The 26,828-nt window shown below is 70.2% G+C and carries 22 protein-coding genes and 7 tRNA genes; 17 read left to right on the top strand and 12 right to left on the bottom strand.

Translation table 11 applies throughout. From position 1 onward, the window contains the following. The first annotated feature begins 15 nt into the window (after nt 1-15). The 7 genes from OHN19_RS22525 to OHN19_RS22495 all read left to right on the top strand — a co-directional run bounded on the left by OHN19_RS22525 (nt 16) and on the right by OHN19_RS22495 (nt 5,816). Nucleotides 16-88 (top strand) — tRNA-Glu (locus tag OHN19_RS22525). Between the two features lie 38 nt (nt 89-126). Then, nucleotides 127-201: transfer RNA gene (locus OHN19_RS22520), tRNA-Asp, on the top strand. 24 nt (nt 202-225) lie between these two features. Next, a tRNA-Phe gene (locus OHN19_RS22515) sits at nt 226-299 on the top strand. Nucleotides 300-372: 73 nt separating this feature from the next. Then, nucleotides 373-690 (top strand): hypothetical protein, encoded by a 318-nt coding sequence (locus OHN19_RS22510; RefSeq protein WP_330265911.1) that lies wholly within the window; start codon nt 373-375, stop codon nt 688-690. Nucleotides 691-760: 70 nt separating this feature from the next. Continuing rightward, nucleotides 761-4,720: an ATP-dependent RNA helicase HrpA gene (hrpA, locus tag OHN19_RS22505; RefSeq protein WP_330265910.1), complete on the top strand. Its 3,960-nt coding sequence runs from the start codon at nt 761-763 to the stop codon at nt 4,718-4,720. A gap of 94 nt (nt 4,721-4,814) precedes the next feature. Then, nucleotides 4,815-4,889, top strand: a tRNA-Asp gene (locus tag OHN19_RS22500). A gap of 729 nt (nt 4,890-5,618) precedes the next feature. After that, nucleotides 5,619-5,816, top strand: coding sequence for a DUF6274 family protein (locus tag OHN19_RS22495; RefSeq protein ID WP_330265909.1), 198 nt, complete (start codon nt 5,619-5,621; stop codon nt 5,814-5,816). A gap of 391 nt (nt 5,817-6,207) precedes the next feature. Here OHN19_RS22495 and bldC read toward each other — a convergent pair whose 3' ends face one another. Together bldC and OHN19_RS22485 are read right to left on the bottom strand one after the other, a co-directional pair. Beyond that, entirely contained in the window at nt 6,208-6,414 is a 207-nt protein-coding gene (gene bldC, locus OHN19_RS22490) for a developmental transcriptional regulator BldC (RefSeq protein ID WP_003949541.1), read from the bottom strand. Nucleotides 6,415-6,869: 455 nt separating this feature from the next. Next, a complete protein-coding gene (locus OHN19_RS22485; protein ID WP_330265908.1) occupies nt 6,870-7,712 on the bottom strand; it encodes a hypothetical protein in 843 nt (280 codons plus the stop codon). 223 nt (nt 7,713-7,935) lie between these two features. Between OHN19_RS22485 and OHN19_RS22480 the strand changes: the two genes are divergently transcribed. Beyond that, on the top strand, nt 7,936-9,036 hold the full coding sequence (locus tag OHN19_RS22480; RefSeq protein ID WP_330265907.1) for a Leu/Phe/Val dehydrogenase: 1,101 nt from the start codon (nt 7,936-7,938) through the stop codon (nt 9,034-9,036). Nucleotides 9,037-9,331: 295 nt separating this feature from the next. Further along, the gene (locus OHN19_RS22475) at nt 9,332-9,586 is read left to right on the top strand and encodes a DUF3073 domain-containing protein (RefSeq protein ID WP_164434362.1); all 255 of its coding nucleotides are present in this window, start codon (nt 9,332-9,334) and stop codon (nt 9,584-9,586) included. Nucleotides 9,587-9,651: 65 nt separating this feature from the next. Here OHN19_RS22475 and purM read toward each other — a convergent pair whose 3' ends face one another. The 7 genes from purM to purS form a co-directional block, all read right to left on the bottom strand. After that, complete coding sequence (gene purM, locus OHN19_RS22470) at nt 9,652-10,719, bottom strand: phosphoribosylformylglycinamidine cyclo-ligase (RefSeq protein ID WP_330265906.1); 1,068 nt, start codon at nt 10,717-10,719, stop codon at nt 9,652-9,654. A gap of 44 nt (nt 10,720-10,763) precedes the next feature. Further along, nucleotides 10,764-12,293 (bottom strand): amidophosphoribosyltransferase, encoded by a 1,530-nt coding sequence (purF, locus tag OHN19_RS22465; protein ID WP_030319192.1) that lies wholly within the window; start codon nt 12,291-12,293, stop codon nt 10,764-10,766. 57 nt (nt 12,294-12,350) lie between these two features. Then, nucleotides 12,351-13,148: an META domain-containing protein gene (locus OHN19_RS22460; RefSeq protein ID WP_330265905.1), complete on the bottom strand. Its 798-nt coding sequence runs from the start codon at nt 13,146-13,148 to the stop codon at nt 12,351-12,353. Nucleotides 13,149-13,201: 53 nt separating this feature from the next. Next, nucleotides 13,202-13,999, bottom strand: a complete 798-nt coding sequence (locus OHN19_RS22455) for a maleylpyruvate isomerase family mycothiol-dependent enzyme (protein ID WP_330265904.1) — start codon at nt 13,997-13,999, stop codon at nt 13,202-13,204. A gap of 82 nt (nt 14,000-14,081) precedes the next feature. Then, nucleotides 14,082-16,340, bottom strand: coding sequence for a phosphoribosylformylglycinamidine synthase subunit PurL (purL, locus tag OHN19_RS22450; protein WP_330265903.1), 2,259 nt, complete (start codon nt 16,338-16,340; stop codon nt 14,082-14,084). Beyond that, nucleotides 16,337-17,017: a phosphoribosylformylglycinamidine synthase subunit PurQ gene (gene purQ / locus OHN19_RS22445; protein WP_330265902.1), complete on the bottom strand. Its 681-nt coding sequence runs from the start codon at nt 17,015-17,017 to the stop codon at nt 16,337-16,339. The genes purL and purQ overlap by 4 nt, the downstream gene beginning before the upstream one ends. Beyond that, complete coding sequence (purS, locus tag OHN19_RS22440; protein ID WP_123761751.1) at nt 17,014-17,277, bottom strand: phosphoribosylformylglycinamidine synthase subunit PurS; 264 nt, start codon at nt 17,275-17,277, stop codon at nt 17,014-17,016. The genes purQ and purS overlap by 4 nt, the downstream gene beginning before the upstream one ends. A gap of 269 nt (nt 17,278-17,546) precedes the next feature. Between purS and OHN19_RS22435 the strand changes: the two genes are divergently transcribed. The 8 genes from OHN19_RS22435 to OHN19_RS22400 all read left to right on the top strand — a co-directional run bounded on the left by OHN19_RS22435 (nt 17,547) and on the right by OHN19_RS22400 (nt 22,065). Further along, nucleotides 17,547-17,864: a histone-like nucleoid-structuring protein Lsr2 gene (locus OHN19_RS22435; protein WP_030319203.1), complete on the top strand. Its 318-nt coding sequence runs from the start codon at nt 17,547-17,549 to the stop codon at nt 17,862-17,864. A gap of 123 nt (nt 17,865-17,987) precedes the next feature. Further along, a tRNA-Gly gene (locus OHN19_RS22430) sits at nt 17,988-18,059 on the top strand. Nucleotides 18,060-18,138: 79 nt separating this feature from the next. Beyond that, a tRNA-Gly gene (locus OHN19_RS22425) sits at nt 18,139-18,211 on the top strand. Between the two features lie 127 nt (nt 18,212-18,338). Beyond that, nucleotides 18,339-19,271, top strand: coding sequence for an ABC transporter ATP-binding protein (locus OHN19_RS22420; protein WP_330265901.1), 933 nt, complete (start codon nt 18,339-18,341; stop codon nt 19,269-19,271). Then, on the top strand, nt 19,268-20,062 hold the full coding sequence (locus OHN19_RS22415; protein WP_330265900.1) for an ABC transporter permease: 795 nt from the start codon (nt 19,268-19,270) through the stop codon (nt 20,060-20,062). The genes OHN19_RS22420 and OHN19_RS22415 overlap by 4 nt, the downstream gene beginning before the upstream one ends. Further along, nucleotides 20,044-21,303 (top strand): sensor histidine kinase, encoded by a 1,260-nt coding sequence (locus tag OHN19_RS22410; protein ID WP_330265899.1) that lies wholly within the window; start codon nt 20,044-20,046, stop codon nt 21,301-21,303. The genes OHN19_RS22415 and OHN19_RS22410 overlap by 19 nt, the downstream gene beginning before the upstream one ends. A gap of 55 nt (nt 21,304-21,358) precedes the next feature. Next, nucleotides 21,359-21,967 (top strand): response regulator transcription factor, encoded by a 609-nt coding sequence (locus tag OHN19_RS22405; RefSeq protein WP_330265898.1) that lies wholly within the window; start codon nt 21,359-21,361, stop codon nt 21,965-21,967. 22 nt (nt 21,968-21,989) lie between these two features. Next, nucleotides 21,990-22,065 (top strand) — tRNA-Gly (locus tag OHN19_RS22400). A 41-nt stretch (nt 22,066-22,106) separates the two neighbouring features. Here the strand turns inward: OHN19_RS22400 and OHN19_RS22395 are convergent. The 3 genes from OHN19_RS22395 to OHN19_RS22385 form a co-directional block, all read right to left on the bottom strand. Beyond that, nucleotides 22,107-23,006, bottom strand: a complete 900-nt coding sequence (locus tag OHN19_RS22395; RefSeq protein WP_330265897.1) for a phosphoribosylaminoimidazolesuccinocarboxamide synthase — start codon at nt 23,004-23,006, stop codon at nt 22,107-22,109. A 93-nt stretch (nt 23,007-23,099) separates the two neighbouring features. Further along, on the bottom strand, nt 23,100-24,608 hold the full coding sequence (locus tag OHN19_RS22390; RefSeq protein WP_330265896.1) for a N,N-dimethylformamidase beta subunit family domain-containing protein: 1,509 nt from the start codon (nt 24,606-24,608) through the stop codon (nt 23,100-23,102). Between the two features lie 248 nt (nt 24,609-24,856). Beyond that, nucleotides 24,857-26,797 (bottom strand): hypothetical protein, encoded by a 1,941-nt coding sequence (locus OHN19_RS22385; RefSeq protein WP_330265895.1) that lies wholly within the window; start codon nt 26,795-26,797, stop codon nt 24,857-24,859. Nucleotides 26,798-26,828: the final 31 nt, after the last annotated feature.

Below are 26,828 nucleotides of genomic sequence, written 5' to 3'. Positions count from 1 at the left end.
CCAGGCGGGCCGATAGCCCTCATCGTCTAGCGGCCTAGGACGCCGCCCTTTCAAGGCGGTAGCACGGGTTCGAATCCCGTTGGGGGCACGCAACACCGTGTGCGACACTGTTCGTGCACAACGCTTGGTCCTGTGGAGCAGTTTGGAGTGCTCGCCACCCTGTCAAGGTGGAGGCCGCGGGTTCAAATCCCGTCAGGACCGCTGAGGTTTCGCGAGAAGCCTCTCGGCTGGGTAGCTCAGTTGGTACGAGCGACCGCCTGAAAAGCGGTAGGTCGCCGGTTCGACCCCGGCCCCAGCCACAGCACAGACCCCGATCTCCGGATCGGGGTCTTGTTGTATCTGCCGTGGCCGAGGGCGCAAGGGGCGGGGACGATGAAGCAGGACGACGGTCTGGAGCTGGCCCGGGCGCGGTACGGGCTGTTCGCCGTACTGGCCAGCAATCTCGCGATCGCCGGGGTGGCGGTCGTCGGGGTCTGGCGGCTCGACGGCGACAAGGCGGTGATCGTCGGCGTCCTCACCGCCGCCTTCACCGCGGTCAGCAGCATGACCACCGCCTATCTGGGCATCAAGGCCGTCTCCAACACCGCGCGGTCCATCGCCCTCGGCGAGGGGCGTGAGCGCACCCCGGCCGCACCGACCTCCGCGCCTGCGGCTCCCGCGGCCGCCGCCCCGGCCCAGCGGACCCCCTGACCCCGAGCGCCACCGCCCGGGACAAAACCGTTCGCCACCAATTTCCCGGGGATGAGATCCTGGATCGCGTATGTCTACGCACCCTGCCCCCGCCCCCGGCACCCCCGGCTTCGGGGATCTCGCCGCCCGCCTGACCGAGCTGACCCTGCGTGACGCGCAACGGCTCGGGCGCAGGCTCGAAGGCGCGCGCCGGATCCGCAAGCCGGAGGCGCGCGCCGCCGTGCTGGCCGAGATCGAGGCCGAGGTCGGCAAGGGCGAGGAACGGGTGCACGCGCGCCGTGCCCGGGTGCCCGCCGTGACCTACCCCGAGCAGCTCCCGGTCAGCCAGAAGAAGGACGAGATCGCGGCCGCCATCCGTGATCACCAGGTCGTGATCGTGGCCGGTGAGACCGGGTCCGGCAAGACCACCCAGATCCCGAAGATCTGCCTGGAGCTCGGCCGGGGCGTCAAGGGCATGATCGGGCACACCCAGCCCCGCCGGATCGCGGCCCGCACGGTCGCCGAGCGGGTCGCCGAGGAGCTGGACACCCCGCTCGGCGAGGCCGTCGGCTGGAAGGTGCGGTTCACCGACCAGGTGAACCAGGACGCGACCTTCGTGAAGCTGATGACGGACGGCATCCTGCTCGCCGAGATCCAGACCGACCGCGAGCTGCGCGCCTACGACACGATCATCATCGACGAGGCCCACGAGCGGTCCCTCAACATCGACTTCCTGCTGGGGTACCTGGCCCAGCTGCTGCCGAAGCGCCCCGACCTGAAGGTCGTCATCACCTCGGCGACCATCGACCCCGAGCGGTTCTCCCGGCACTTCGGGGACGCCCCGATCGTCGAGGTCAGCGGCCGGACGTACCCGGTGGAGGTCCGCTACCGGCCCCTCCTCGAAGAGGACTCGGAGGACTCCGACCGCGACCAGATCACCGCGATCTGCGACGCGGTCGAGGAGCTCCAGGGCGAGGGCAAGGGCGACATCCTGGTCTTCCTGTCGGGTGAGCGGGAGATCCGGGACACGGCGGACGCGCTGGTGAAGAAGAACTACCGCTTCACCGAGGTCCTGCCCCTTTACGCCCGGCTCTCGCACGCCGAGCAGCACCGCGTGTTCCAGCCGCACACCGGGCGCAGGATCGTTCTGGCGACCAACGTGGCCGAGACCTCCCTCACCGTCCCGGGCATCAAGTACGTCATCGACCCCGGCTTCGCCCGCATCAGCCGCTACAGCCACCGCACCAAGGTCCAGCGGCTGCCGATCGAGGCGATCTCGCAGGCCAGCGCCAACCAGCGCAAGGGCCGCTGCGGCCGTACCTCGGACGGCATCTGCATCCGCCTCTACAGCGAGGAGGACTTCGAGGCCCGCCCGGAGTTCACGGACGCGGAGATCCTGCGGACCAACCTCGCCTCCGTCATCCTCCAGATGACCGCGGCCGGCCTCGGCGACATCGAGAAGTTCCCCTTCATCGACCCGCCGGACCACCGCAACATCCGCGACGGCGTCCAACTCCTCCAGGAACTGGGCGCGTTGGATCCGTCGGAGAAGGACGTACGCAAGCGGCTCACCCAGACCGGCCGCAAGCTCGCCCAGCTGCCGGTCGACCCGCGCCTGGCGCGCATGGTCCTGGAGGCCGACAAGAACGGCTGTGTCCGCGAGGTCATGGTCATAGCCGCCGCGCTCTCCATCCAGGACCCGCGCGAACGCCCGGCCGACAAGCAGACCCAGGCCGACCAGCAGCACGCCCGCTTCAAGGACGAGACCAGCGACTTCCTCGCGTACCTGAACCTGTGGCGGTACGTCCGCGAGCAGCAGAAGGAGCGGGGTTCGTCGTCCTTCCGCCGGATGTGCAAGCAGGAGTACCTGAACTTCCTGCGCATCCGCGAGTGGCAGGACATCTACACCCAACTGCGCACGGTCGCCAAGCAGATGGGCATCCACCTCAACGAGGAGGACGCGGCCGACCAGTCCGTCCACGTCTCCCTCCTCGCCGGCCTCCTCTCCCACATCGGGATGAAGGACGTGAAGGACGGCAACAAGAACGAGTACCTGGGCGCCCGCAACGCCAAGTTCGCGATCTTCCCGGGTTCGTCCCTCTTCAAGAAGCAGCCGCGGTTCGTCATGTCGGCGGAGCTGGTGGAGACCTCGCGGCTCTGGGCCCGCGTCAACGCCAAGATCGAGCCCGAGTGGGTCGAGCCGCTCGCCGAGCACCTGCTGAAGCGGACGTACTCCGAACCGCACTGGGAGAAGGACCAGGCCGCGGTGATGGCGTACGAGAAGGTCACGCTGTACGGCGTGCCGATCGTCGCCCAGCGGAAGGTGAACTACGGCCGGATCGACCCGGAGTCGAGCCGCGAGCTTTTCATCCGCAACGCCCTCGTCGAGGGCGACTGGCGCACCCACCACAAGTTCTTCGCCGACAACCGCAAGCTGCTGAGCGAGGTCGAGGAGCTCGAACACCGCGCCCGGCGCCGGGACATCGTGGTCGACGACGACACCCTCTTCGACTTCTACGACCAGCGGGTGCCCGAACACGTCGTCTCCGGCGCCCACTTCGACTCCTGGTGGAAGCGCAAGCGGCACGAGGAGCCCGAGTTCCTGGACTTCGAGCGGGAGATGCTCATCCGGGAGTCGGCGGAGGCGGTCACGAAGGCCGACTACCCCGACTCCTGGCGGCAGGGGCCGCTGAAGTTCCGGGTGACGTACCAGTTCGAGCCGGGCGCGGACGCGGACGGTGTGACGGTCCACATCCCGCTCCAGGTCCTGAACCAGGTGAAGGACGAGGGCTTCGACTGGCAGATCCCGGGCCTGCGCGAGGAGTTGGTGACGGAGCTGATCCGTTCCCTCCCCAAGCCGATCCGCCGCAACTACGTGCCGGCGCCGAACTTCGCGAAGCGTTTCCTGGACACGGCGGTGCCGTTGCAGGAGCCCTTGACGGTCACCATGGCCCGCGAGCTCAAGCGCATGGTCGGCGTGCCCTTCGACGCGGACGACTTCGACCAGTCCCGGATCCCCGACCACCTCCGGATCACCTTCCGGATCGTGGACGAGCGGCGGCGCAAGCTGGCGGAGGACAAGGACCTGGAGGCGCTTCGGCTCCAGCTGAAGCCGAAGGCACGCCAGGCGCTCTCCCAGGCGGCCGCCGCGACCGCGTCCCGCGAGGGCGGCGAGTCCCTGGAGCGCAAGGGCCTGACGGACTGGACGATCGGCTCTCTCACCCGGGTCTTCGAGACCCGCCGGGCCGGGCAGCCGGTGAAGGCGTACCCGGCGCTGGTGGACGACGGCGACACCGTCTCCGTCCGCCTCTTCGACACCGAGGCCGAGCAGGCCGAGGCGATGTGGAAGGGCACCCGGCGGCTGATCGTGCGCAACATCCCGGTGAACCCGGCGAAGTTCGCGTCCGAGAAGCTGACGAACCCCCAGAAGCTCGCCCTGTCGGCGAACCCGCACGGCTCCATCCAGTCCCTGTTCGACGACTGCGCGACCGCGGCCGCGGACAAGCTGATCGGGGACTTCGGGGGGCCGGCGTGGGACGAGGAGTCGTACCGGAAGCTGTACGACAAGGTGCGCGCGGAGATCGTCGACACGACGGTCCGTACGGTGGGCCAGGTGCAGCAGGTGCTGGCCGCCTGGCAGGCGTGTGAGCGGCGCCTGAAGGCCGTCCGGAGCCCGGCGCTGCTGGCGAACCTGGCGGACGTGCGGAAGCAGTTGGACGCGCTGGTGAAGCCGGGGTTCGTGACGGAGACGGGCCTGCGGCGCCTGCCCGACCTGATGCGCTACCTGGTCGCGGCGGACCGGCGCCTCCAGCAGATGCCGACGAACGTCCAGCGGGACACGACCCGTATGGAGAAGGTCCACGAGATGCAGGACGAGTACGCCTGGCTCCTGGAACAACTCCCGCAGGGCCGGCCCGTGCCCCAGCAGGTCCTGGACGTCCGCTGGATGATCGAGGAGCTGAGGGTCAGTTACTTCGCCCATGCGCTGGGCACGGCGTACCCGATCTCCGACAAACGGATCGTGAAGACGATCGACCAGCTGGCACCGTGATCACGCGGCCACTGTGAGTGAGTTCGACCAGGACCCGCCCGCTCCTGTACAGTCCTTCTCGCAGCGCAACGCACCAATAAGCGCCGCGAAACCTGGTCCTGTGGAGCAGTTTGGAGTGCTCGCCACCCTGTCAAGGTGGAGGCCGCGGGTTCAAATCCCGTCAGGACCGCAGAAGGAAGTCAGGCCCGCATCCCGGGAACGGGGCGCGGGCCTTCTTCATGCCACCATCACCATCGTCGCTCGCCACCCTGTCAAGGTGGAGGCCGCGCCCGCGGCGGAGCCGCAATCAGACACAGCAAATCCCGTCAGGACCGCAGAAGGAAGTCAGGCCCGCACCCCGGGAACGGGGCGCGGGCCTTCTTCATGCCACCATCACCATCGTCGCTCGCCACCCTGTCAAGGTGGAGGCCGCGCCCGCGGCGGAGCCGCAATCAGACACAGCAAATCCCGTCAGGACCGCAGAAGGAAGTCAGGCCCGCATCCCGGGAACGGGGCGCGGGCCTTCTTCATGCCACCATCACCATCGTCGCTCGCCACCCTGTCAAGGTGGAGGCCGCGCCCGCGGCGGAGCCGCAATCAGACACAGCAAATCCCGTCAGGACCGCAGAAGGAAGTCAGGCCCGCACCCCGGGAACGGGGCGCGGGCCTTCTTCGTATGTCGGCGCCGGTCCAGGTGTCCCAGCCCGTCCGGCGTTTGAGGACGAGGCCCCTTCAGGGCCGAAGCGGGGGGCTGGGGGCGGCAGCCCCCAGGACGGCCACCGCGGCGCCGGGTGCGGCACAGGCGGCGTTCAGGGCAAGCGCGGTCCCCCCGCGGAGCGCCACGCCATCTTGACGGCGTCTCAAGACCCCGGTACCCAGAAACCAGGCCCCCGTTCCCAACGGAGCCCGGAGGTGGCGTATGGCGGCATCGGTCAGGCACGAGACGCGGGCCCTGCTCCGCGCGCACCTGTCGGCCGCGTCGTCCTATCGACATCTGACCCGGCACTGCCCGATCTGCCACCGCCTCCTGCGCCTGGCGATGGACACCGCACCCCGAGCCGGAGCCGTCGCACCCCCGGAGGAGTCGGCGGAGGACGAGACCCCCTCCCCGGCATGACCTCCTCTAGCGCACAAGTCCCAACGGCAACAAGGACTCTGGCATGTGACGGGAGTCACCGCATGAGTTTTTGAAACCGTGGAACTTACCCCTCCCCTACAACAGGTCAATTTAATATGTGCAATTGCACTACTGATCCGACCTGTCCAGGCCCCCTCCGCACAGGAGATCCGACACCCCTCCCCAGACTCCGACAAGCCCACTCACAGGGCCGCCGACCCCCCACAGCGCGGGCACAAAAAAGATCGCGCTGGACTCGGCGGAGTCCAGCGCGATCGACGACGAGGTTGAGAATGGGCCCTGTTGGGGCAGGACCCGCGTCGCTTGGAGCTGAGGTTCGGACGCCGCAGCCAGCTGGGGGGCAGGCCGGTTTGTCCGGTTATTGAGTTGTTCAGGCCTCGCTGCGCTGCTGCGGAATGCCCGCGAGCAGAGCGCGGACCTCGGCCTCGCGGTAACGGCGGTGCCCGCCGAGCGTACGGATCGACGTGAGCTTGCCGGCCTTCGCCCACCGCGTGACCGTCTTCGGGTCCACGCGGAACATCGTGGCGACCTCAGCCGGGGTCAGCAGCGGCTCGGCATCAGGGGTGCGAGCGGTCATGAGCGGCCTCCTCGGGAGAACCGAACCTTCTCGGTTCTTTCCTCTAAATTCTGCACCTTGACCCGCGTTGCCCGAAATGGCGGACGCGAGTCGAGTCGGTTATAGGACGAACGGCTTGTCCTCGGCACTACAACTACACCATCTGTCCAGCCGCGTAGGCCAAACCTATGGATTTGCCCCCCAGACGTTCATCGGCGACGGAAGCCGATGGACCATGCCATAGCGGACAGTCACGCCACTGTGACGATCAGTCACAGGGCGATCAGGAGTCACCAGACCCCCCAAAGCGGAACCTCCCCCGGGCCCCTTGTCCTATTTTGGCATGAGGAGGGGCAAGAGGCGCAAGAGCCGGATACGTGCGGTCCGTCACGCTTGCCCCTTGTGATGGGACATCAGCGAAACCTCGTGACACCTTGAGCGAGGACGAAACCCCAAAACGGGCGTCACGTCAAACGTCAGTTCGCCGAGCGCCGGTCCCTGACGCCCCGCCAGCGCTCCACGAGCCGCCCGTAGGCCTCGCCCGCGGCGGCCCCGTCACCGTGCCGCAGCGCCTCGATGCCCTCGGCCACATCGGCCGCCGAGTGGTCGTCCTCCAGCTCGCCCGCCGGCAGCACGTGCACGAGCCCGCCGTAGTCGAGCTCGACCAGCGAGCGCGGGTGGAACTCCTCCAGCCAGCGCCCCACGTCGATCAGGCCGTCGATGAGCGGTCCCTCGTCGACGGCGTCCTTGAGCGCCCGCAGCGCCCGCGCCACGCGCCGCCGGGCCTGCACCATGGGCGTGCGGTAGCGCAGCATGGGCGGCACCTCGCCGGACCCCTTGTCGAACCGCCGCTCCTCGTCCGAGACGAGCACGAACCAGTTCAGCGGCACCTGCCAGGTCGCCGTACGGATCCACGGCCTCGCGTCCGGGTTGCGGGCGAGCCAGCGCTCGTAGTCCTGGGCGGTCTGGTGCCGTACGACCTCGGGCAGCACCGCGTCCAGGACCGGCCCCGGCAGCTCCTCACCGAGCTCCTCCAGGGCCAGCCAGCCGCGCAGCCGGGTGCGCCAGGGGCACACGCACACCACGCCGTCCACCTCGAGCACGAAGGCGTCGCTGCTCTCGTGCACCGGCACCGGGACCGGCGGGGTGGGCAGCAGGTCGGCCAGCGAGCGGCGCAGTTCGTCCTGGTACGACGGACGGTCCCGGCGGCGGGCGTAGCGGGTCCAGTGGGTGCGCTCGGGTTCGGGGAAGGCGGCCAGCGGTTCGTACACGCGCAGATAGGTCGCGTACGGGACGATCACCGAGGACACCTTGGGCACGCCTGCTCTCTCCCCCGCCGCCTGCCGGGAAAACCTGCGAAACCCGCACACAAACGTGCGGGAAAACTATGCAAATCGTCGCACGCCGGCAGGTCACGGGAAGGTGATCCTGAGCACTGCACGCTCTCGGGGCGTCACACGCTCTAATCTCGTGCTCACAGGCCCCGCCACCCGTACGGGAAGCCTGCGCCAGATCGCCGACCCTTACCCAGGAGTCACCACAGTGACCGACGTAACCGGCGCCGCTGCTGATGTGCTGCACACCCTGTTCCACTCGGACCAGGGCGGCCATGAGCAGGTCGTGCTCTGCCAGGACCGCAGGAGCGGCCTCAAGGCCGTCATCGCCCTCCACTCCACCGCGCTGGGCCCCGCACTCGGCGGGACCCGCTTCTACCCGTACGCCACCGAGGCGGAGGCCGTCGCCGACGCGCTGAACCTCGCGCGCGGGATGTCGTACAAGAACGCCATGGCCGGGCTCGACCACGGCGGCGGCAAAGCCGTGATCATCGGGGACCCGGAGCGCGACAAGAGCGAGGAACTGCTCCTCGCCTACGGCCGCTTCGTCGCCTCCCTCGGCGGTCGCTACGTCACCGCCTGCGACGTCGGCACCTACGTCGCCGACATGGACGTCGTCGCCCGGGAATGCCGCTGGACCACCGGCCGCTCCCCCGAGAACGGCGGCGCCGGCGACTCCTCCGTCCTCACCGCCTTCGGCGTCTACCAGGGCATGCGGGCCAGCGCCGCGCACCTGTGGGGCGACCCGTCGCTGCGCGGCCGCAAGGTCGGCATCGCCGGTGTCGGCAAGGTCGGGCACCACCTCGTCGAGCACCTGCGCCGCGAGGGCGCCGAGGTCGTGATCACGGACGTGCGCGAGGAGGCCGTGGGGCGGATCCTCGCGGCGCACCCGACGGGCGTGACCGCCGTCGCCGACACCGCGACCCTCATCCGCGCCGAGGGCCTCGACATCTACGCCCCCTGCGCGCTCGGGGGCGCCCTCAACGACGACACCGTGCCCGCGCTGACCGCGCGGATCGTCTGCGGCGCCGCCAACAACCAGCTCGAGCACCCGGGCGTCGAGAAGGACCTCGCCGACCGCGGGATCCTCTACGCGCCGGACTACGTGGTGAACGCCGGCGGGGTCATCCAGGTCGCCGACGAGCTGCACGGGTTCGACTTCGAGCGCTGCAAGGCGAAGGCGGCGAAGATCTACGACACGACGCTGGCCATATTCGCACGTGCGAAGGAAGACGGGATTCCGCCGGCCGCGGCGGCCGACCGGATCGCCGAGCAGCGCATGCACGAGGCGGCCGTGAAGCGGTCGTGAACCGGGCGCACTGATGTTTGACCGGTACCCGTCGGCGCACACTTAGAGAGAACTCTCACGTTCGTCGGCGGGTCGGCCGCGAAGAAGTGGTTAAAATCGCGGTTGACCAGCGGGGACGGGGCTCCCCGCGGGTGCCGGTGCAGGGCCCGTGCTGCGGGCGACGTACCGTATGGGCGTGGGCTCAGGTACCGTGGAAGCCCTACGGACCGGTCTCTCTGTGGAGAGTCCGTTCCAGATCATGAACGCGTGTCAAGACTCTGGGGCCACCGAGCCCCGTATCCGAGGGGGTCGAGCCATGGGGCGCGGCCGGGCAAAGGCCAAGCAGACGAAGGTCGCCCGCCAGCTGAAGTACAGCAGCGGCGGGACTGACCTGTCGCGTCTGGCCAATGAGCTGGGCGCTTCGACTTCGAGCCAGCCGCCGAATGGCGAGCCGTTCGAGGACGACGACGAGGAAGACGACCCGTACGCCCAGTACGCGGATCTCTACAACGACGACGAGGACGAGGACGACGAGTCCGGTCCCACGTCCCAACACCGCCGCGGCGCTTGACGCTCTAGCTGTGCTTGACCCGGTCCGAGTGGTCCACACCACCGGACCGGGTTTTGCGCTGCCCGTCAGGCGCTGTAGTCACCCACCAGCTCCGCGCCGGTCTCCTTGTCGCCGCGGTCGGTGATCTCACCCGCGATCCAGGACTCCACCCCGCGGTCGGCCAGGGTCGCCAGCGCCACGTCCGCCGACTCCTCGGGGACGATCGCGATCATGCCGACGCCCATGTTCAGGGTCTTCTCCAGCTCCAGGCGCTCGACCTGACCCGTCCTGCCGACGAGGTCGAAGATCGGGTCCGGGGTCCAGGTGGTGCGGTCCACGATCGCGTGCAGGTCGTCGGGGATCACGCGGGCCAGGTTGGCGGCGAGGCCACCACCGGTCACGTGCGAGAAGGCGTGCACCTCGGCCGTGCGGATCAGGGCCAGGCAGTCCAGCGAGTAGATCTTGGTGGGCTCCAGGAGCTCCTCGCCGAGGGTGCGGCCCAGCTCGTCGATTCGGGCGTCCAGGGCGAGGCCCGCCTGGTTCAGGAGCACATGCCGGACAAGCGAGTACCCGTTCGAGTGAAGACCCGAGGCCGCCATGGCGATGACCGCGTCACCCTTACGGATGCGATCCGCGCCCAGCAGCCGGTCGGCCTCCACGACGCCCGTACCGGCCCCGGCGACGTCGAAGTCGTCCGGACCCAGCAGACCGGGGTGCTCGGCCGTCTCGCCGCCCACCAGGGCGCACCCGGCGAGCACACAGCCCTCCGCGATGCCCTTGACGATCGCGGCGACCCGCTCGGGGTGGACCTTGCCGACGCAGATGTAGTCGGTCATGAACAGCGGCTCGGCACCGCACACCACGATGTCGTCCATGACCATCGCGACCAGGTCGTGGCCGATGGTGTCGTAGACGCCCAGCTGGCGCGCGATGTCCACCTTGGTGCCGACGCCGTCGGTGGCGGAGGCGAGCAGGGGACGCTCGTAGCGCTTGAGGGCGGAGGCGTCGAAGAGGCCGGCGAAACCGCCGAGGCCGCCGAGGACCTCGGGGCGCTGGGTCTTCTTCACCCACTCCTTCATGAGCTCTACGGCGCGGTCGCCCGCCTCGATGTCGACGCCCGCGGCTGCGTAGCTGGCACCAGTTGTCTCAGACATGGCTATGAGAACTTTCGTGTCGTACGGCAGGTGTGACGGGCTGCCTACGGGCGACGGATCGCGTCGGCCGCGGCCGTGGCGGCGGGCCCTGCGGCCAGCTCGGTCTCCAGGAGCTGCTTGCCGAGCAGCTCGGGGTCCGGGAGCTCCATCGGGTACTCGCCGTCGAAGCAGGCGCGGCAGAGGTTCGGCTTGGCGATGGTGGTCGCCTCAATCATGCCGTCGATGGAGATGTAGGCGAGGGAGTCGGCGCCCAGGCTGGTGCCGATCTCGTCGATCGTCATGCCGTTGGCGATGAGCTCCGCGCGGGTGGCGAAGTCGATGCCGAAGAAGCAGGGCCACTTCACGGGCGGCGAGGAGATCCGGATGTGGACCTCGGCGGCGCCCGCCTCGCGGAGCATGCGGACCAGGGCGCGCTGGGTGTTGCCGCGCACGATCGAGTCGTCGACGACGACCAGCCGCTTGCCCTTGATGACTTCCTTCAGCGGGTTCAGCTTCAGGCGGATGCCGAGCTGGCGAATGGTCTGCGAGGGCTGGATGAACGTACGGCCCACATAGGCGTTCTTCACCAGGCCCGCGCCGAAGGGGATGCCGGACGCCTCCGCGTACCCGATGGCGGCCGGGGTGCCGGACTCCGGGGTCGCTATGACGAGGTCGGCCTCGACGGGCGCTTCCTTGGCGAGCTTGCGGCCCATCTCCACGCGGGAGAGGTACACGTTCCGGCCGGCGATGTCGGTGTCGGGGCGCGCCAGATAGACGTACTCGAAGACACAGCCCTTGGGCTTCGCTTCCGCGAATCGGGAGGTGCGCAGACCGTTCTCGTCGATGGCGACGAACTCGCCCGGCTCGATCTCGCGGACGTAGGAGGCGCCGCAGATGTCGAGGGCGGCGGACTCGGAGGCGACGACCCAGCCGCGCTCCAGGCGGCCGAGGACCAGCGGGCGGATGCCCTGCGGGTCGCGGGCGGCGTAGAGGGTGTGCTCGTCCATGAAGACGAGCGAGAACGCGCCGCGCACCTTCGGGAGGACGGAGTGGGCCGCCTCCTCGATGGTCAGCGGCTTGCCGTCCTCGTCCTCCTGGGCGGCGAGCAGCGCCGTCAGGAGGTCGGTGTCGTTGGTGGCCGCCACCCGCGGGGTGCGGCCGCCCTCCTTCTTCGGCAGGTCGGCGACCATCTCGGCGAGCTGCGCCGTGTTGACCAGGTTGCCGTTGTGGCCGAGCGCGATGGAACCGTGCGCGGTGGCGCGGAACGTCGGCTGGGCGTTCTCCCACACGGAGGCCCCGGTGGTCGAGTAGCGGGCGTGACCGACCGCGATGTGACCCTGGAGCGAACCGAGAGAGGTCTCGTCGAAGACCTGGGAAACGAGGCCCATGTCCTTGAAGACGAGGATCTGGGAGCCGTTGCTGACCGCGATTCCCGCGGATTCCTGACCCCGATGCTGGAGGGCGTAGAGCCCGAAGTAAGTGAGCTTGGCGACCTCTTCACCGGGAGCCCAGACCCCGAAGACGCCGCAGGCGTCCTGAGGACCTTTCTCGCCGGGGAGCAGATCATGACTGAGTCGACCGTCACCACGTGGCACGGCTCCGAGTGTAGGCGAGATCGACCACTGGTCCGAATTCGCGGAGAGTGGGCTTTCTTACTCCGCGCGGGCCGTGACGCTGCCGACGGAGGGGTTCGTGATCTTCAGGGAATCCCGTTCCTGCTGGTAGGAGACCTTGCCGGAGAGGATTTCGGCGAGGTGGCGCTCGGTCTTCATCACCGGGCCCGAGCACATCATGCGCGTGGTCGAGAGGCGGTCGAAGGCGATGGTGCCGTCCTTGACGACGGCCCTGCCGTGGAAGGTGTTGCAGCCGAGGCTGCCGGTGACGGTGTCCTTCTTGGTGAGGGTGAGATAGGCGTTCTCGCCGAGGGACCAGCGGGTGCCCTTCACGGCGGGGGCCTCCTTCTCGCGGAAGGTGATGCTGTCGCCGCCGGGGGTGGTCAGGGTCAGCGTGCTGACGCCGTCCCGTTCCGAGACCTCGGCCCTGTGGGTGCCCTGGAAGACGTCGACGAACCGGGCCTCGAACTCGCCGAGCGGGTCGGGGCAGCCGATCAGCGTCTGGACCAGGTCGGTGATCCGCACGGTGTCACCGTTGATCTGGGCGTCGGCACCGATGCTGTTGCAGCCGACCGAGCCGCCGGACTCGCCGCCGTCGTCGTCGCGGGTGGCGTCGGCGTCGGGCTTGAAGACGATGCGGGCCGTCTTGCGAGCGTCCTTCGTGGGGAGGACGTAGTCCTTGCCGTCGACGGTGACCTTCCGCGGCACCCAGGAGGTGTCGGCGATGGTCGAGACGTCCTCGGCCGGGCTCCCCACCGACTCGGTGCCGCAGGCGGCCAGGACGGTGGTCCCGGCCAGGGCTGCGGCGGCGTACTTGGTGTATGTCGTCCGCTTCATGACTCTTGGACGCAGGAGGCGGGAGAAGGGTTCAGCGCGACGCCTGGCGGTTGTCAGCCCATCAGCGGAAGCAGCCCGCCCAGGTCCGCCCGCTCCCCGCTCGCACTGACCTTGGCCTCGTCGAGGGCGTCCTTCCAGGTCAGCCGTCCGGTGGCGAGCCGGAGCCAGGTCAGCGGGTCGGTCTCGACGACGTTCGGCGGGGTGCCCCGGGTGTGCTTGGGCCCCTCGACGCACTGCACGACGGCGTACGGCGGCACCCGCACCTCGGTCGAACCGCCGGGCGCCTTCGCGGCGAGGGCGTCGGCGAGGAGCCGGGTGCAGGCGGCGAGGGCCTGTCGGTCGTACGGGATCTCCAGGCCGGGGACGGCCGCGTTCAGGTCGTCGGTGTGGACGACGAGTTCGACGGTCCGGGTGACCAGGTAGTCGTCGAGGGGCAGCGCGCCGGCGTTGGTCTCCAGGAGCCGGCTGCCGGGGTGCGCGTCGAGCAGCCCGGTCAGGGTCCGCTCGACGTCGGTGAGGTAGGCGTCGAGGTCGGGGTGCTGTGCGGCGAGGCCGCGGGTGAAGTCGTCGATGGCCGCGGAGCTGGCGGCGGTGGCGAAGGGCCAGTCGAGCAGCACGGCGTCCTGCCGCGCGGGTGCGGGCCGGTCCAGGGCCCGGTGCACGGCGGTCACCGCCATCCCGATGTGCGCGACCAACTCCCGAACGGTCCACCCGCCCAGCCGCGTGGGGAGCGCCAGTTGCTCGGGACTCAGGGTGCGCACGGCCTCCTGCACGTTCCCGAGCTGGGCCTGCACGGCCTTGCGGATCTTGACGGAGTCGTACGCGCGTGCGCGCTTCCTGGCCGGGGGCATGACAGAGAGCCTAGACGGCCCCGGACAGGGGCAGGCCCCGCTCGTCGGGTGACGGGCGGGGCCTGCTCAGTCGTACGACCGACTACTTCAGCAGCGCCGGGATCGTCTCCTCGTGCGCCGTGCGCAGTTCCGCCAGGGACAGCTCGAACTCGCCCTGGAGCTCGACGGAGTCGCCGTCCACGACGCCGATGCGGGTGACGGGCAGGCCGCGCGCGCCGCACATGTCGTTGAAGCGGAGCTCCTCGGAGCGGGGGACCGCCACCACGGCACGGCCCGCCGACTCGGAGAAGAGGAGCGTGAACGCGTCCAGCCCGTCCGGTACGACCAGACGCGCGCCCTTGCCGCCGAGCAGCGCCGACTCCACGACCGCCTGGATCAGGCCGCCGTCGGAGAGGTCGTGCGCGGAGTCGATCATGCCGTCGCGGGAGGCGGAGATCAGGATCTCCGCCAGCAGGCGCTCGCGCTCCAGGTCGACCTTCGGGGGCAGGCCGCCGAGGTGGTCGTGGACGACCTGGGACCAGGCCGAGCCGCCGAACTCCTCACGGGTGTCACCGAGGAGGTACAGCAGCTGGCCCTCCTCCTGGAACGCGACCGGGGTGCGGCGGGCCACGTCGTCGATGACGCCCAGGACCGCGACCACCGGGGTCGGGTGGATCGCCGCCTCGCCCGTCTGGTTGTAGAGCGAGACGTTGCCGCCGGTCACCGGGGTGCCGAGCTGCTGGCAGGCGTCGGCCAGGCCGCGGATGGCCTCCGCGAACTGCCACATCACCGCCGGGTCCTCGGGCGAGCCGAAGTTCAGGCAGTCGGAGACGGCGAGCGGCTTGGCACCGGTCGTCGCCACGTTCCGGTAAGCCTCGGAGAGCGCCAGCTGGGCGCCCGCGTAGGGGTCCAGCTTCGCGTAACGGCCGTTGCCGTCCGTCGCGATGGCGACACCGAGGCCGGTCTCCTCGTCGATGCGGATCATGCCGGAGTCCTCCGGCTGGGCCAGCACGGTGTTGCCCTGCACGAAGTGGTCGTACTGCGAGGTGATCCACTTCTTGGAGGCCTGGTTGGGGGAGGACACCAGCTTCAGGACCTGGTCCTTCAGCTCCTCGCCCGACGACGGCCGCGGCAGCTTGTTCGCGTCGTCCGCCTGGAGCTCGTCCTGCCAGGACGGGCGGGCGTAGGGGCGCTCGTAGACCGGACCGTCGTGCGCGACCGTGCGCGGGTCGACGTCGACGATCTTGCCGCCGTGCCAGTAGATCTCCAGGCGGTCGCCGTCGGTGACCTCACCGATGACGGTGGCGATGACGTCCCACTTGTCGCAGATCTCCAGGAACCGGTCGACCTTCTCCGGCTCCACGACCGCGCACATGCGTTCCTGCGACTCGCTCATGAGGATTTCCTCGGGAGAGAGCGTGGAGTCACGCAGCGGTACGTCGTCCAGCGTCACGCGCATGCCGCCGGAGCCGTTGGAGGCGAGCTCGGACGTGGCGCAGGACAGACCGGCCGCGCCGAGGTCCTGGATGCCGACGACCAGCTTCTCCTTGAAGGCCTCCAGGGTGCACTCGATGAGGAGCTTCTCCTGGAAGGGGTCGCCGACCTGGACGGCCGGACGCTTCGAGGGCTTGGCGTCGTCGAAGGTCTCGGAGGCCAGGATCGAGGCGCCGCCGATGCCGTCGCCGCCGGTCCGGGCCCCGTACAGGATGACCTTGTTGCCCGCGCCGGACGCCTTCGCGAGGTGGATGTCCTCGTGCCGCATGACGCCGATGGCACCGGCGTTGACCAGCGGGTTGCCCTGGTAGCAGGCGTCGAAGACGACCTCGCCGCCGATGTTGGGGAGCCCGAGGCAGTTGCCGTAGCCGCCGATGCCCGCGACCACGCCCGGAAGCACCCGCTTGGTGTCCGGGTGGTCCGCCGCACCGAAGCGCAGGGGGTCGACCACGGCGACCGGCCTGGCACCCATCGCGATGATGTCGCGGACGATGCCGCCGACGCCCGTGGCCGCGCCCTGGTAGGGCTCGACGTAGGAGGGGTGGTTGTGCGACTCGACCTTGAAGGTGACCGCGTAGCCCTGGCCGACGTCCACCACGCCCGCGTTCTCGCCGATGCCGACGAGCAGGGCATCGCTCTGCGGGGCCTTCTCGCCGAACTGGCGCAGGTGCACCTTCGACGACTTGTACGAGCAGTGCTCGGACCACATGACCGAGTACATGGCGAGCTCGGCACCGGTGGGCCGACGGCCGAGGATCTCCACGACCCGCTCGTACTCGTCCTTCTTCAGGCCCAGCTCGGCCCAGGGCAGCTCGACGTCGGGGGTCGCGGCCGCGTGCTCGACCGTGTCCAGAGGCGTCCGGCTCATGCGTTGACCAGCTTCTTGAGGATCGACGTGAAGAACGGCAGCCCGTCGGTACGGCCCGTACCGATCAGCGGCTCGGTGGCGTGCTCCGGGTGCGGCATGAGGCCTACGACGTTCCCGGCCTCGTTGGTGATGCCGGCGATGTCCCGGAGCGAGCCGTTGGGGTTGAAGTCCAGGTAGCGGAAGACGACCCGCCCCTCGGCCTCCAGCTTGTCCAGCGTGTACTCGTCGGCGACGTACCGGCCGTCCATGTTCTTCAGCGGGATGTGGATCTCCTGGCCGGACGTGTAGTCGACGGTCCAGGCGGTGTCCGCGTTCTCCACCCGCAGCTTCTGGTCGCGGCAGATGAAGTGCAGGTGGTCGTTGCCGAGCATCCCGCCCGGGAGGAGGTGGGCCTCGGTGAGGATCTGGAAGCCGTTGCAGATGCCGAGGACCGGAAGTCCTGCCTTGGCCTGCTCGATGACCGTCTCCATCACGGGCGAGAAGCGGGAGATGGCGCCGGCCCGCAGATAGTCGCCGTAGGAGAAACCACCGGGGAGCACGACCGCGTCGACCTGGTGGAGGTCCTTGTCCTTGTGCCAGAGGGCGACCGGTTCGGCACCCGCGAGACGGATCGCGCGCTGGGTGTCCCGGTCGTCGAGGCTGCCGGGGAAAGTGACGACGCCAATACGAGCGGTCACTTCACGGCCTCCGCGACTTCCTCGATCTTCACGGTGAAGTCCTCGATCACGGTGTTGGCGAGGAAGGATTCCGCAAGATCATGGATGCGGGCGAGCGCGGCCTCGTCGACCGGGCCGTCAACTTCCAGTTCGAATCGCTTTCCCTGACGTACGTCGGAGATGCCGTCGAAACCCAGTCGCGGCAGTGCGCGCTGGACCGCCTGGCCCTGGGGGTCGAGGATCTCCGGCTTGAGCATGACGTCGACTACGACGCGTGCCACTGGCACTCCCGGTGGTGTGGTGCTGAGCAGGTTCCTTCAGACTACCCGCACAAAATTTCTACGCGCGTTGAGTTGTAGGAATCTACGTGACGGCCATCACGGGGCAGCGGCGGGCAGGACGTCCGCGAAAATTTCCGGGAAAGATCTCAGATCGACACCCGATACCTATTGCGCTCGGACACGCGGAAGGATTTAGTCGAGCTTCACAATGCATTGTCGGGCACTGTACAAATGAATTGGCAACGTGCCGTACGAAGGGACCGATATTCGTGGCGCAGAAGGTCGTGGTCACTCTCTTTGACGACATCGACGGCTCGGAAGCGGCGGAAACGATCGCCTTCGGACTCGACGGCAAGTCGTACGAGATCGACCTGAATCAAACCAATGCCAAGAAACTGCGTAAGGCACTGGAGCCCTACGTGGAGGCCGGCCGCAAGCGGTCCAGGTCGGGCAAGGCGTACAAGCAGACCGAGGTCGCTCCCGACCCGGCGGCCGTCCGGGCCTGGGCCCAGGCCAACAAGATGGACGTCCCCGCCCGCGGACGGATCCCCAAGAAGGTCTACGAGGCGTTCGCCGAGGCCCAGTAAGCCCTGTCGACGCCGGGTCACCCGCCCCTCGGGACAACCGACTTGCGTTGCACCCCACCCGGTCAGCTAGAGTCTGGAGCACGCCGAGGGGCGAGGCCGAAAGGCCCAGCTCACGGAGTACATGCGGGTGTAGTTCAGTAGTAGAACATCCTCCTTCCAGGAGGAAGGCGCAGTGTGCAATTCCTGTCACCCGCTCTGCACCGCCGGTCCCGGTCCCTTGAGGATCAGGTAGGCTGGTGCTCGCGCCGATCGGTGAGAGCCGGTCGGATGCAATGCGGACGTAGCTCAGTTGGTAGAGCGCAACCTTGCCAAGGTTGAGGTCGCGAGTTCGAGCCTCGTCGTCCGCTCTCGAGTGAAGACCCCGGTCCTCTGGACCGGGGTTTTTTCTTGCTCCCCGCACCATCTGACATTTGTCACACGGAGTGGTGACAGCGCGCACTGCTGTCGCGTCCCGTCCGCCGGGACGCTGGGTTCATGAACACCGACGAACACGTGATTGAGGTCACCGACCTGCGGCGTGTGTACGGGGGCGGGTTCGAGGCCGTGCGCGGAATCAGCTTCTCCGTGGCACGGGGAGAGATCTTCGCCCTGCTCGGCACCAACGGCGCCGGCAAGACGTCCACGGTCGAGCTCCTGGAGGGGCTCGCCCGGCCGACCGAGGGGCGCATCAGCGTCCTCGGCCACGATCCCTACAGCGAGCGGGCCGTCGTACGCCCGCGTACCGGCGTGATGCTCCAGGAGGGCGGCTTCCCCTCCGAGCTGACCGTCGGCGAAACCGCGCGGATGTGGGCGGGCTGCGTGAGCGGGGCCCGGCCGCCGCTGGAGGTGCTGGAACTCGTCGGGCTCGTCCGGCGGACCGACGTACGCGTCAAGCAGCTGTCCGGAGGGGAGCGGCGGCGGCTCGACCTGGCGCTCGCACTGCTCGGCGACCCCGAGGTGCTGTTCCTCGACGAGCCGACGACCGGCCTGGACGCCGAAGGACGCCGGGACACCTGGGACTTGGTGCGGGCGCTGCGGGAGCGCGGGACGACCGTGCTGCTCACCACGCACTACCTGGAGGAGGCCGAGGATCTCGCCGACCGGCTGGCGATCCTGCACGAGGGGCGGGTCGCGGTCACCGGGACGCCGGACGAGGTGACCGCCGCGCAGCCGGCGCGGATCTCGTTCGAACTGCCGGAGGGCTACTTCGTGGGGGACCTGCCGCCGCTCGGGGAGCTCGGGGTGTCCGGGCACGAGGTCGCCGGGAGGGTCGTACGGCTGCGGACGCACGAGTTGCAGCGGGCGGCCACCGGGCTGCTGACCTGGGCCGCGACGGCCGGGGTCGAGCTGCGGCGGCTCGATGTGCGGTCGGCCTCGCTGGAGGAGGCGTTCCTCGGGATCGCGGCGCGTGAGGAGGTCGCGGCATGAGCACCCTCACCGGGCGGCAGGGCGCCCTCACCACTCCCGCCGGGCGGCTGGGCGCGCTCGCCCGGGCCGAGTTGACCCTGCTCGGGCGGAGCCGGGCCACGCTCCTCACGGCCGTGCTGGTGCCGCTCGTGCTCCCGTTCAGCCTGCGGTCCGTCGTGGACGGCATGGACGTCGAGGACGTCGGGCTCGACGCCGGCCTGGTGCTGCTGCCCGCCGCCATCGGCTTCGCCCTGCTGTTCGGTGTGTACAGCGCCCTCGCCGCGGTCTACACCACCCGGCGCGAGGAACTGGTGCTGAAGCGGCTGCGCACCGGGGAGCTGCAGGACGTCGAGATCCTGTGCGGGACCGCGCTGCCGATCGGCGCGACCGGGGTCGTGCAGTCCCTGGTGCTGGTGGCGGGAAGCACGGTCCTGCTCGACCTGCCCGCGCCGCGCGCGCCCCATCTCGCCGTCCTGGGGCTGCTGGCGGGGCTGGTGATGTGCGCGGCCCTCGCGGCCGTGACGGCCGCCGTGACCCGGACCGTGGAGAGCGCGCAGGTCACCACCTTGCCGTTCGTCCTGGTCTCGATGACCCTCTCGGGCGTCACCGTCCCCCTGGAGCTGCTGCCCGACCGGCTCGCGTCGGTGTGCGAGCTGCTGCCGCTGTCCCCCGTGATCACCCTGATCCGCGGCGGCTGGACGGGCACCCTGTCGGTGTACGAGGCACTGGGCGCCCTCGCGACCGCGCTGGCCTGGACCGTGCTCGCGGTGTTTGCTGTGGGACGGTGGTTCCGGTGGGAGCCGAGGCGCTGACGTACGGGGGGCTGGTGGGGGTGAGCGTGCGCGAGCCGGGGGGCTGGTGGCGGCGGAAGAGCACGCCGGCGAAGGTGGAGACGTACACGCGGTGGTCGTTCCACTTCTTCGCGGTGACCGAGGTGGCCGCGGTCGGGCTGCCGCTGTTCGGTGCGATGCCGGGCTGGCTGACCGCCCTGCTGCTGGTGCTGCTGGTCGGGCACGCGGTGACCTGTGCCGTGGTGGCGTCCCGGGCGCTGGACTGGACGCGCGGCAGCCGTGAGCAGCCCGTCCACATGCTGTGGACACTCGGCGCGATCACCGTCGCGGTCGCCACGACGGCCATCGCGATCACGGAACACGGGCCGGGCGGTGAGGACGTCGACACCGCGGCCGGGGGGATCTTCGCGGTCGTGCTGATCTTCGGCGCCGGGGCGATCGCGCTGGGGGTACGGGAGCGGAAACGGATCTTCGGCCTGGTCGTAGGGTTCGCGGCGGGCGCGGGGGTCATCGCCTTCCCGCTGGGGATGCCCGGTGCGACGACCCTCGCGACGATGGTGGCCGTGCTGCTCGGGACCGGGTTCTTCGCCTTCACCTCGGTCTTCTCGGTGTGGCTGCTCAACGCCGTGTACGAGCTCGACGAGGCCCGCGAGACCCGTGCCCGGCTCGCCGTAGCCGAGGAGCGGCTGCGGTTCGGGCGGGACCTGCACGACGTGATGGGGCGGAACCTCGCGGTGATCGCGCTGAAGAGTGAGCTGGCCGTGCAGCTCGCTCGGCGCGGCCGGGAGGAGGCCGTGGACCAGATGACCGAGGTGCAGCGGATCGCCCAGGAGACTCAGCGCGAGGTGCGGGATGTCGTACGGGGCTACCGGGAGGCCGACCTCGGGGCCGAACTGGCGGGAGCGCGAGGGGTGTTGACCGCCGCCGGGATCGACTGCGAGGTCACCGGGGAGCCGGCCGGGCTGCCCGCCGAGGTGCAGTCCGCGCTCGGCTGGGTGGTGCGGGAGGCCACCACGAACGTCCTGCGGCACGGGGACGCCAAACGGTGCACGGTGGCCGTGCTGAGGGAGCCGGAGCGGGTGGTGCTGACCGTGGAGAACGACGGGGCGTCGAGATCCCCGGGCACCAGTGGTTCCGGCCTAGCCGGCCTGCGGGAACGCCTCGCTGCGGTGACCGGGACGCTGGAGGCGGGGCCCGCGCGGGACGGGGTGTTCCGGTTGGTGGCCCGGGTGCCGGTGGCGGTGGCGGAGGGGGTTTCGTGAGGGCGGTTCGTGACGGCGTGGGTGTCGGTGGAGGTCTGTCGGTGGAGGTCGGGGCGTGACATTGCGGGTGCTGCTCGCCGACGACGAGCATCTGATCCGGGGTGCGCTCGCCGCGCTGCTCTCCCTGGAGGACGATCTGGCGGTCGTCGCGGAGGCGGCCACCGGTCCCGAGGCGCTGGCGATGGCCCGGGCGCACGGGCCAGACGTCGCCGTACTCGATCTGCAGATGCCCGGGGCGGACGGTGTGAAGGTCGCCACATCGCTGCGCTCGGAACTGCCGTCGTGCAAGGTGCTGATCGTCACCAGTCACGGGCGGCCCGGGCATCTGAAGCGGGCCCTTGCGGCGGGTGTGCGCGGGTTCGTCCCGAAGACCGTCAGCGCGCAGCGGCTCGCGGAGATCATCCGCACGGTGCACGCCGGAAACCGTTACGTCGACCCCGAGTTGGCCGCCGACGCGATCTCCGCCGGGGACTCGCCGCTGACCGCGCGGGAGGCCGAGGTGCTGGAACTCGCCGCCGACGGGGCACCCGTCGCGGAGATCGCCGAACGGGCCGCCCTGTCGCAGGGGACCGTACGGAACTATCTGTCCTCGGCCGTCTCCAAGCTCGGGGCGGAGAACCGTCATGCGGCCGTGCGGCTCGCACGCGAGCGAGGTTGGGTATAGTGGTTCCCGCGCCACGGCGCATGCGAACGTAGCTCAGTTGGTAGAGCGCAACCTTGCCAAGGTTGAGGTCGCGAGTTCGAACCTCGTCGTTCGCTCCATATCGGCAAAGGCCCCCGGTTCCCACCGGGGGCCTTTCGCGTTACGACCAGCTCGTGCCCGTCAGTCGCTCGAACGCCTCAATGTACTTGGCGCGGGTGCGGTCCACGACCTCCTGCGGCAGCGCCGGCGGGGGCTGCTCGCTCTTCCTGTCCCAGCCGGACTCCGCCGAGGTCAGCCAGTCGCGCACGAACTGCTTGTCGTACGACGGCTGCGCGTGCCCCGGCTCCCACTGGTCGGCCGGCCAGAAGCGGGAGGAGTCCGGGGTGAGGACCTCGTCCGCGATGACGAGGGTGTCCCCGTCGAAGCCGAACTCGAACTTGGTGTCCGCGAGGATGATCCCCCGGTCCCGGGCGATGTCCCGGCCGCGGCTGTAGACGGCGAGGGTCGCCTGGCGCAGCTGGGCCGCGGTGTCCGCGCCGACCTGGCGGGCGACCTCCTCGTAGGAGACGTTCTCGTCGTGCTCGCCGACGGCGGCCTTGGTGGCGGGGGTGAAGATCGGGGCGGGGAGCTCGCTGCCGTCGACCAGGCCCTCGGGGAGGGCGAGGCCGCAGACCGTGCGGGAGTCGTTGTACTCCAGCAGTCCGGAGCCGGTGAGATAGCCGCGGGCGACGGCCTCCACGGGGACCATCTGGAGCGACTTGCAGACCAGGGTGCGGCCGGCCCACTCCGCGGGGGCGCCTTCGGGCAGGTCGGTGCTCAGCACGTGGTTCGGCATCAGATCGGCGATCTGGTCGAACCACCACAGCGACAGCTGGGTGAGGACGCGGCCCTTGTCGGGGATCTCCGTCGGCAGCACCCAGTCGAAGGCGGACAGGCGGTCACTGGCGACCATCACGAGGTCGCCCGCCTCGTTCTGGTACAGCTCGCGCACCTTGCCGGTGTGGAGGTGCACCAGGCCCGGAACCTGGAGCGGCTCGGGCTTTTCTACGAATCCGGACACGGTTCCTCCCCGTGGGTATGTCCAACGGGTCGATTGTCCCGTATGAGGCTCTGACCTTGGACCTGGGGTCAGGGCATGGGCTGGTACGCGGGCTCAGTCACGCTTGCAGATGCGGTCCAGGAGGTTGGCGGTGGCGCGCTGGACCCGGGGGTCGACATGGCCCGGGCGGTCCAGCGCCGGGGACCAGGCGAAGGTGCCGGCGGCGAAGACCAGGGCGCCGGAGGGGGCGCGATACAGGGACGTCTCCTGGTGGCGGAGGGCGCCCTCGCTGTCGGCGTACGGCGAGTGGGCGAGCAGGATGCGGTCGTCGTGCTCGGGGAGCGGGGTGCGCGGGAAGTAGCGGTCGGCCTCGCCCGCGACCATGCCGGCGAGCTCGTCGCCCTCGTGGGCGCCGGTCGCGTCCCACAGCCAGTGGTCGGCGTTGCGGACGATCAGGGGGTGCGGCTCGGGCACCCGTCCCGCGTACTGGATGCCGACCAACTGCTGCTCGGGGCGGTCGATTTCGCGCCAGAGCACCGGCTTGCCCGGTCCCTTGCGCTTGCGGCAGGTGAGCAGGCGGTCGGGGACGCCCGAGGGCGAGGGGCCCAACTCGACCTGCCAGTACATGGTGTTGGCGGACAGGAAGACCAGGGAGGTGCCGCTGTCCCTGGCCCGCTCGACCGCGCGGCGCATGGCCGTGGACCAGTACTCGTCGTGGCCGGGGAAGACCAGGCCCCGGTAGCGGGTGAGGTCGAGGTGTCCTGCGTGCAGGTCGCGGGCGTCGGCGTAGGCGAGGTCGTAGCCGTAGCGCTCGGCGAAGCGGATGAAGTCGTAGGCGTGGCCGACGTGCATGGGCAGGCCCGCGCCCGCGTACGGCCGGTCGAAGGAGACCGTGGTCGCGGCGTCCTTCTCCCCCAGGAGCCGGCCCTGGTCGTCCCAGGCGTGGTAGAGGCTCGCGCCGGTGCGGCCGTCCTCCGGATAGAGGTTGTACGCCTGCCACGTCACGTCGGGCAGCAGGAGCAGCAGGTCCGCCGGGTGGTTGTCGCGGACGGTGAAGGGGATGTGGGAGCGGTAGCCGTCGGCGGTGGTGAGGACGGCCACGTACGCCCCGATGCTCCAGTACGACGGGATCTGCAGACGCCAGCTGAGCCACCAGTGGTGACAGGAGACCGTACGGTCCGCGGTCAGCGGCGGGGGCTGGACGATGCCGGAGAGACGGGGGCTGGTGGTGATCTTCGCCGCGCCGTCGCCGCCGTAGTGGCCGATGCGGTAGATGTCGACGCCGAACTCCTGCGGCGGGTCGACGGTGATGTGGAAGTCGACGGCCTCGCCGGGGGCGACCGCGCCGGTCGAGGTGAAGCCCTTGATCTGCCGGCTGACGTCGTCGGCGGAGCGGGGGCCGCCGCCGGTGGGGGCGGTGCGGGGGGCGGGGACGCGGGCGCCCTGCTTCGGGGTGTGGGCCGGGTCCGTCTCGACGTACCAGGGGACTACCTGGCCGGTGTCGTCGAAGTAGGTCTCGGTGCCGCGGAGCCAGGGGACGGGGCCCTGGCCGAACGGGTCCGTCACGGCGTGCGCGAGTGCTCCCGACTCCCAACGGCGGATGTGCTCCGGTCCTGGGCCCATGGTGGCTCCCCCTCCCTCGTGCCCCCGTTGGTTCGTCGTGGCCGGTGCGGTGCTGTGTGGTGCCGGTGCTGGTTGGTGCTGGTGCTGGTGCTGGTTGGTGACGGTGCTTTGTGCGCAGGTTGTGCGTCTGTCCTATGGCGCGCGCCCATGCCATGTGCGCGATCGGTCCCAGCACATCACATTCCGCACCCAGGCTGTCACTATTCGTTGCGAATTGGCCGAAAGTGGAAGCGGGGCTTCCGGGTCGGTCAGACGAGGCGGACGGGCTTCTCGGGACGTATCCCCGACTTGACCAGCCAGGCGCGCAGGGGCGCGGGGTCGCCGTCCTCGACGAGGCTGAGGACGCGGGGGGTGAGATCGGCCGCGCGTTCGCCGTTGATGAGGAGGGACGGGCCGTCGAGCCAGTCCAGGCCGGGGGTGGCGCCCGCGGTGTCGATCGCGGCGCAGCAGACCATCGCGGTGACGTGGTCGGTGAGGAGTTCCCGGGCGCTGCGGGGTGGCTGGAGGGGGAAGAGGGGGAGAGCGGTGTCGTCCCAGGGGGTGGTGTCGAGGGCGGTGCTGCCGGAGTGGGGGGTGGCGGCTTCCTCCCGGGCGAGCTCGGCGGTGAGGGCGGCGGCAAGGGTCTCGGCTTCGCCTACGACCAGTGAGGGGCCGCCGCTTGCGCTGTCCGCCGGGGCGTCTTCGGGGGCGGGGGCGGTGGGCTCTTGGGGGGCCGTCAGGTCACTGGCGTCCGAGCCGGTCGGCTGCAGGGCCGTGGGGTCGAGCTCCGAGGTGGTCGGTGATGGGGCCGTGAAGCCGGTGTCCGGTTCGGTCGGTGATGGGGACGTGAGGTCGGTGGCCGGTTCGGTTGGCGGAGGGGTTGGACGGTCGGTGTCTGGGGCCGTCGGCGAGGGGGGCGTGGGGTGGGGGGTCGACAGGTGGGTCAGGACTCGGGCGAGGGTGGGGGCGTCGGAGTCCGGTGGGGTGGTGCCCTGGGTGTGCGTCACGCCCTGGGCGTCGAGGACTCGGTGGAGGCGGGCCGCGTCCAGGCGCCACTTCCGGTCCACGACCTCTTCCGGGTACTCCTGCCAGTCCACCGGGGCCCAGTCCGGGCCGTTCTCCGCGGGTCCGCCGTGGAAGAGGCGGGCGGCGAGAAGGGAGGCCGCCTCGTCGATCGCGCCGGGCTCCTCCAGCAGGTCGCACGCGGGACGCTCGCCCAGGCGGGAGGCGAAACCCTCGGCCAGGCGGTCGCGGCGGGACAGCTCGGTGAGGGCGGCCACCACACCCGCGTCCAGACGGGACGGCCAGCGGCCCATCCGCCAGGCGGGCAGCGCGACCCGGGTGAGGAGGCGGTCCCAACCGGCGTACGCCAGGCCCACCTGTTCCTGCGCGACGATCCTCAGGCCGTAATCCACAGCCTGTGCACGCTCGGCGGCCGCCGCGGCCACCCCGCGCTCCATCAGGGCCGCGTGCTCCCGGCAACCGCGCAGAAGAACGCGGGCCACCCAGGCGACGCTCGCGCAGAGCACGCGGGTGAGCGGGCAGCGGCCGGGGGTGGAGCCGACGGCCACCGCGGCGTCCAGACCCCGTACGAAACGGCGGGCCGCGGCTATGTCCGGGTGCGCCGAGGGCCCCGTACCGGCGACGACCGGGGCCAGCACCGCGCGCAGCTCCCCGACACGCATCCACCACAGGAACGGGGACCCGATGACCAGCACCGGCGCCGCCGGAACCCGGCGGTGGGAGCCGCGGACGCCCGCGATCTCGTCGTCCCGGCCCTCCTGCGGAGGCGGGCCGTGGGCGGGGTGGGTGCGGTCCTCCAGCCAGCTGTCGCAGTCCGGGGTGAGCGCTATCGCGGAGGGCGCGGGCACGTCCAGCCGGTCGGCGAGGTCGCGCACCATCCGGTACAGGTCGGGCGCGGACTCCTCGGCGATGGCGACGGTCGGACTGACGGCCGGCCGGGCCCGGGCGACGACCAGGGCCACGGCCCCGGCAGCGAGCAGCACGAGCACGCCGAGCACGCTCATGGCCAGCCGGGCCGCGTCCCAGCCCCCGCCCACGAGATGCCCGGTGGAACCTCCGGCGAGCAGCACCACGGCGACCGCCGCGGGCAGCAGAGCCACGGCCAGCGCACGGCTGCGGATGCGCAGCACGGCGAGGGCCCGGGAACGCGCGGCCTGCGCGCCTGCCTCCACACCGATTCCGGTCACGACCGGACCTCACCCCCTCCCTGCCGTCCTG

The sequence above is a fragment of the Streptomyces griseorubiginosus genome, assembly GCF_036345115.1.
Lineage (GTDB): Bacteria > Actinomycetota > Actinomycetes > Streptomycetales > Streptomycetaceae > Streptomyces > Streptomyces griseorubiginosus_C.
Note: the sequence above shows the minus strand (reverse complement) of the source record. Positions and strands in the feature narration are given on the sequence as shown.

What these genes read in the sequence shown, in the direction of transcription:
- OHN19_RS22510 (WP_330265911.1), top strand. Translation starts at nt 373, where the DNA reads ATGAAGCAGGACGACGGTCTGGAGCTGGCCCGGGCGCGGTACGGGCTG.
- hrpA (WP_330265910.1), top strand. Translation starts at nt 761, where the DNA reads ATGTCTACGCACCCTGCCCCCGCCCCCGGCACCCCCGGCTTCGGGGAT.
- OHN19_RS22495 (WP_330265909.1), top strand. Translation starts at nt 5,619, where the DNA reads ATGGCGGCATCGGTCAGGCACGAGACGCGGGCCCTGCTCCGCGCGCAC.
- bldC (WP_003949541.1), bottom strand. Translation starts at nt 6,414, where the DNA reads ATGACCGCTCGCACCCCTGATGCCGAGCCGCTGCTGACCCCGGCTGAG.
- OHN19_RS22475 (WP_164434362.1), top strand. Translation starts at nt 9,332, where the DNA reads ATGGGGCGCGGCCGGGCAAAGGCCAAGCAGACGAAGGTCGCCCGCCAG.
- purM (WP_330265906.1), bottom strand. Translation starts at nt 10,719, where the DNA reads ATGTCTGAGACAACTGGTGCCAGCTACGCAGCCGCGGGCGTCGACATC.
- OHN19_RS22460 (WP_330265905.1), bottom strand. Translation starts at nt 13,148, where the DNA reads ATGAAGCGGACGACATACACCAAGTACGCCGCCGCAGCCCTGGCCGGG.
- OHN19_RS22455 (WP_330265904.1), bottom strand. Translation starts at nt 13,999, where the DNA reads ATGCCCCCGGCCAGGAAGCGCGCACGCGCGTACGACTCCGTCAAGATC.
- purL (WP_330265903.1), bottom strand. Translation starts at nt 16,340, where the DNA reads ATGAGCCGGACGCCTCTGGACACGGTCGAGCACGCGGCCGCGACCCCC.
- OHN19_RS22420 (WP_330265901.1), top strand. Translation starts at nt 18,339, where the DNA reads ATGAACACCGACGAACACGTGATTGAGGTCACCGACCTGCGGCGTGTG.
- OHN19_RS22415 (WP_330265900.1), top strand. Translation starts at nt 19,268, where the DNA reads ATGAGCACCCTCACCGGGCGGCAGGGCGCCCTCACCACTCCCGCCGGG.
- OHN19_RS22390 (WP_330265896.1), bottom strand. Translation starts at nt 24,608, where the DNA reads ATGGGCCCAGGACCGGAGCACATCCGCCGTTGGGAGTCGGGAGCACTC.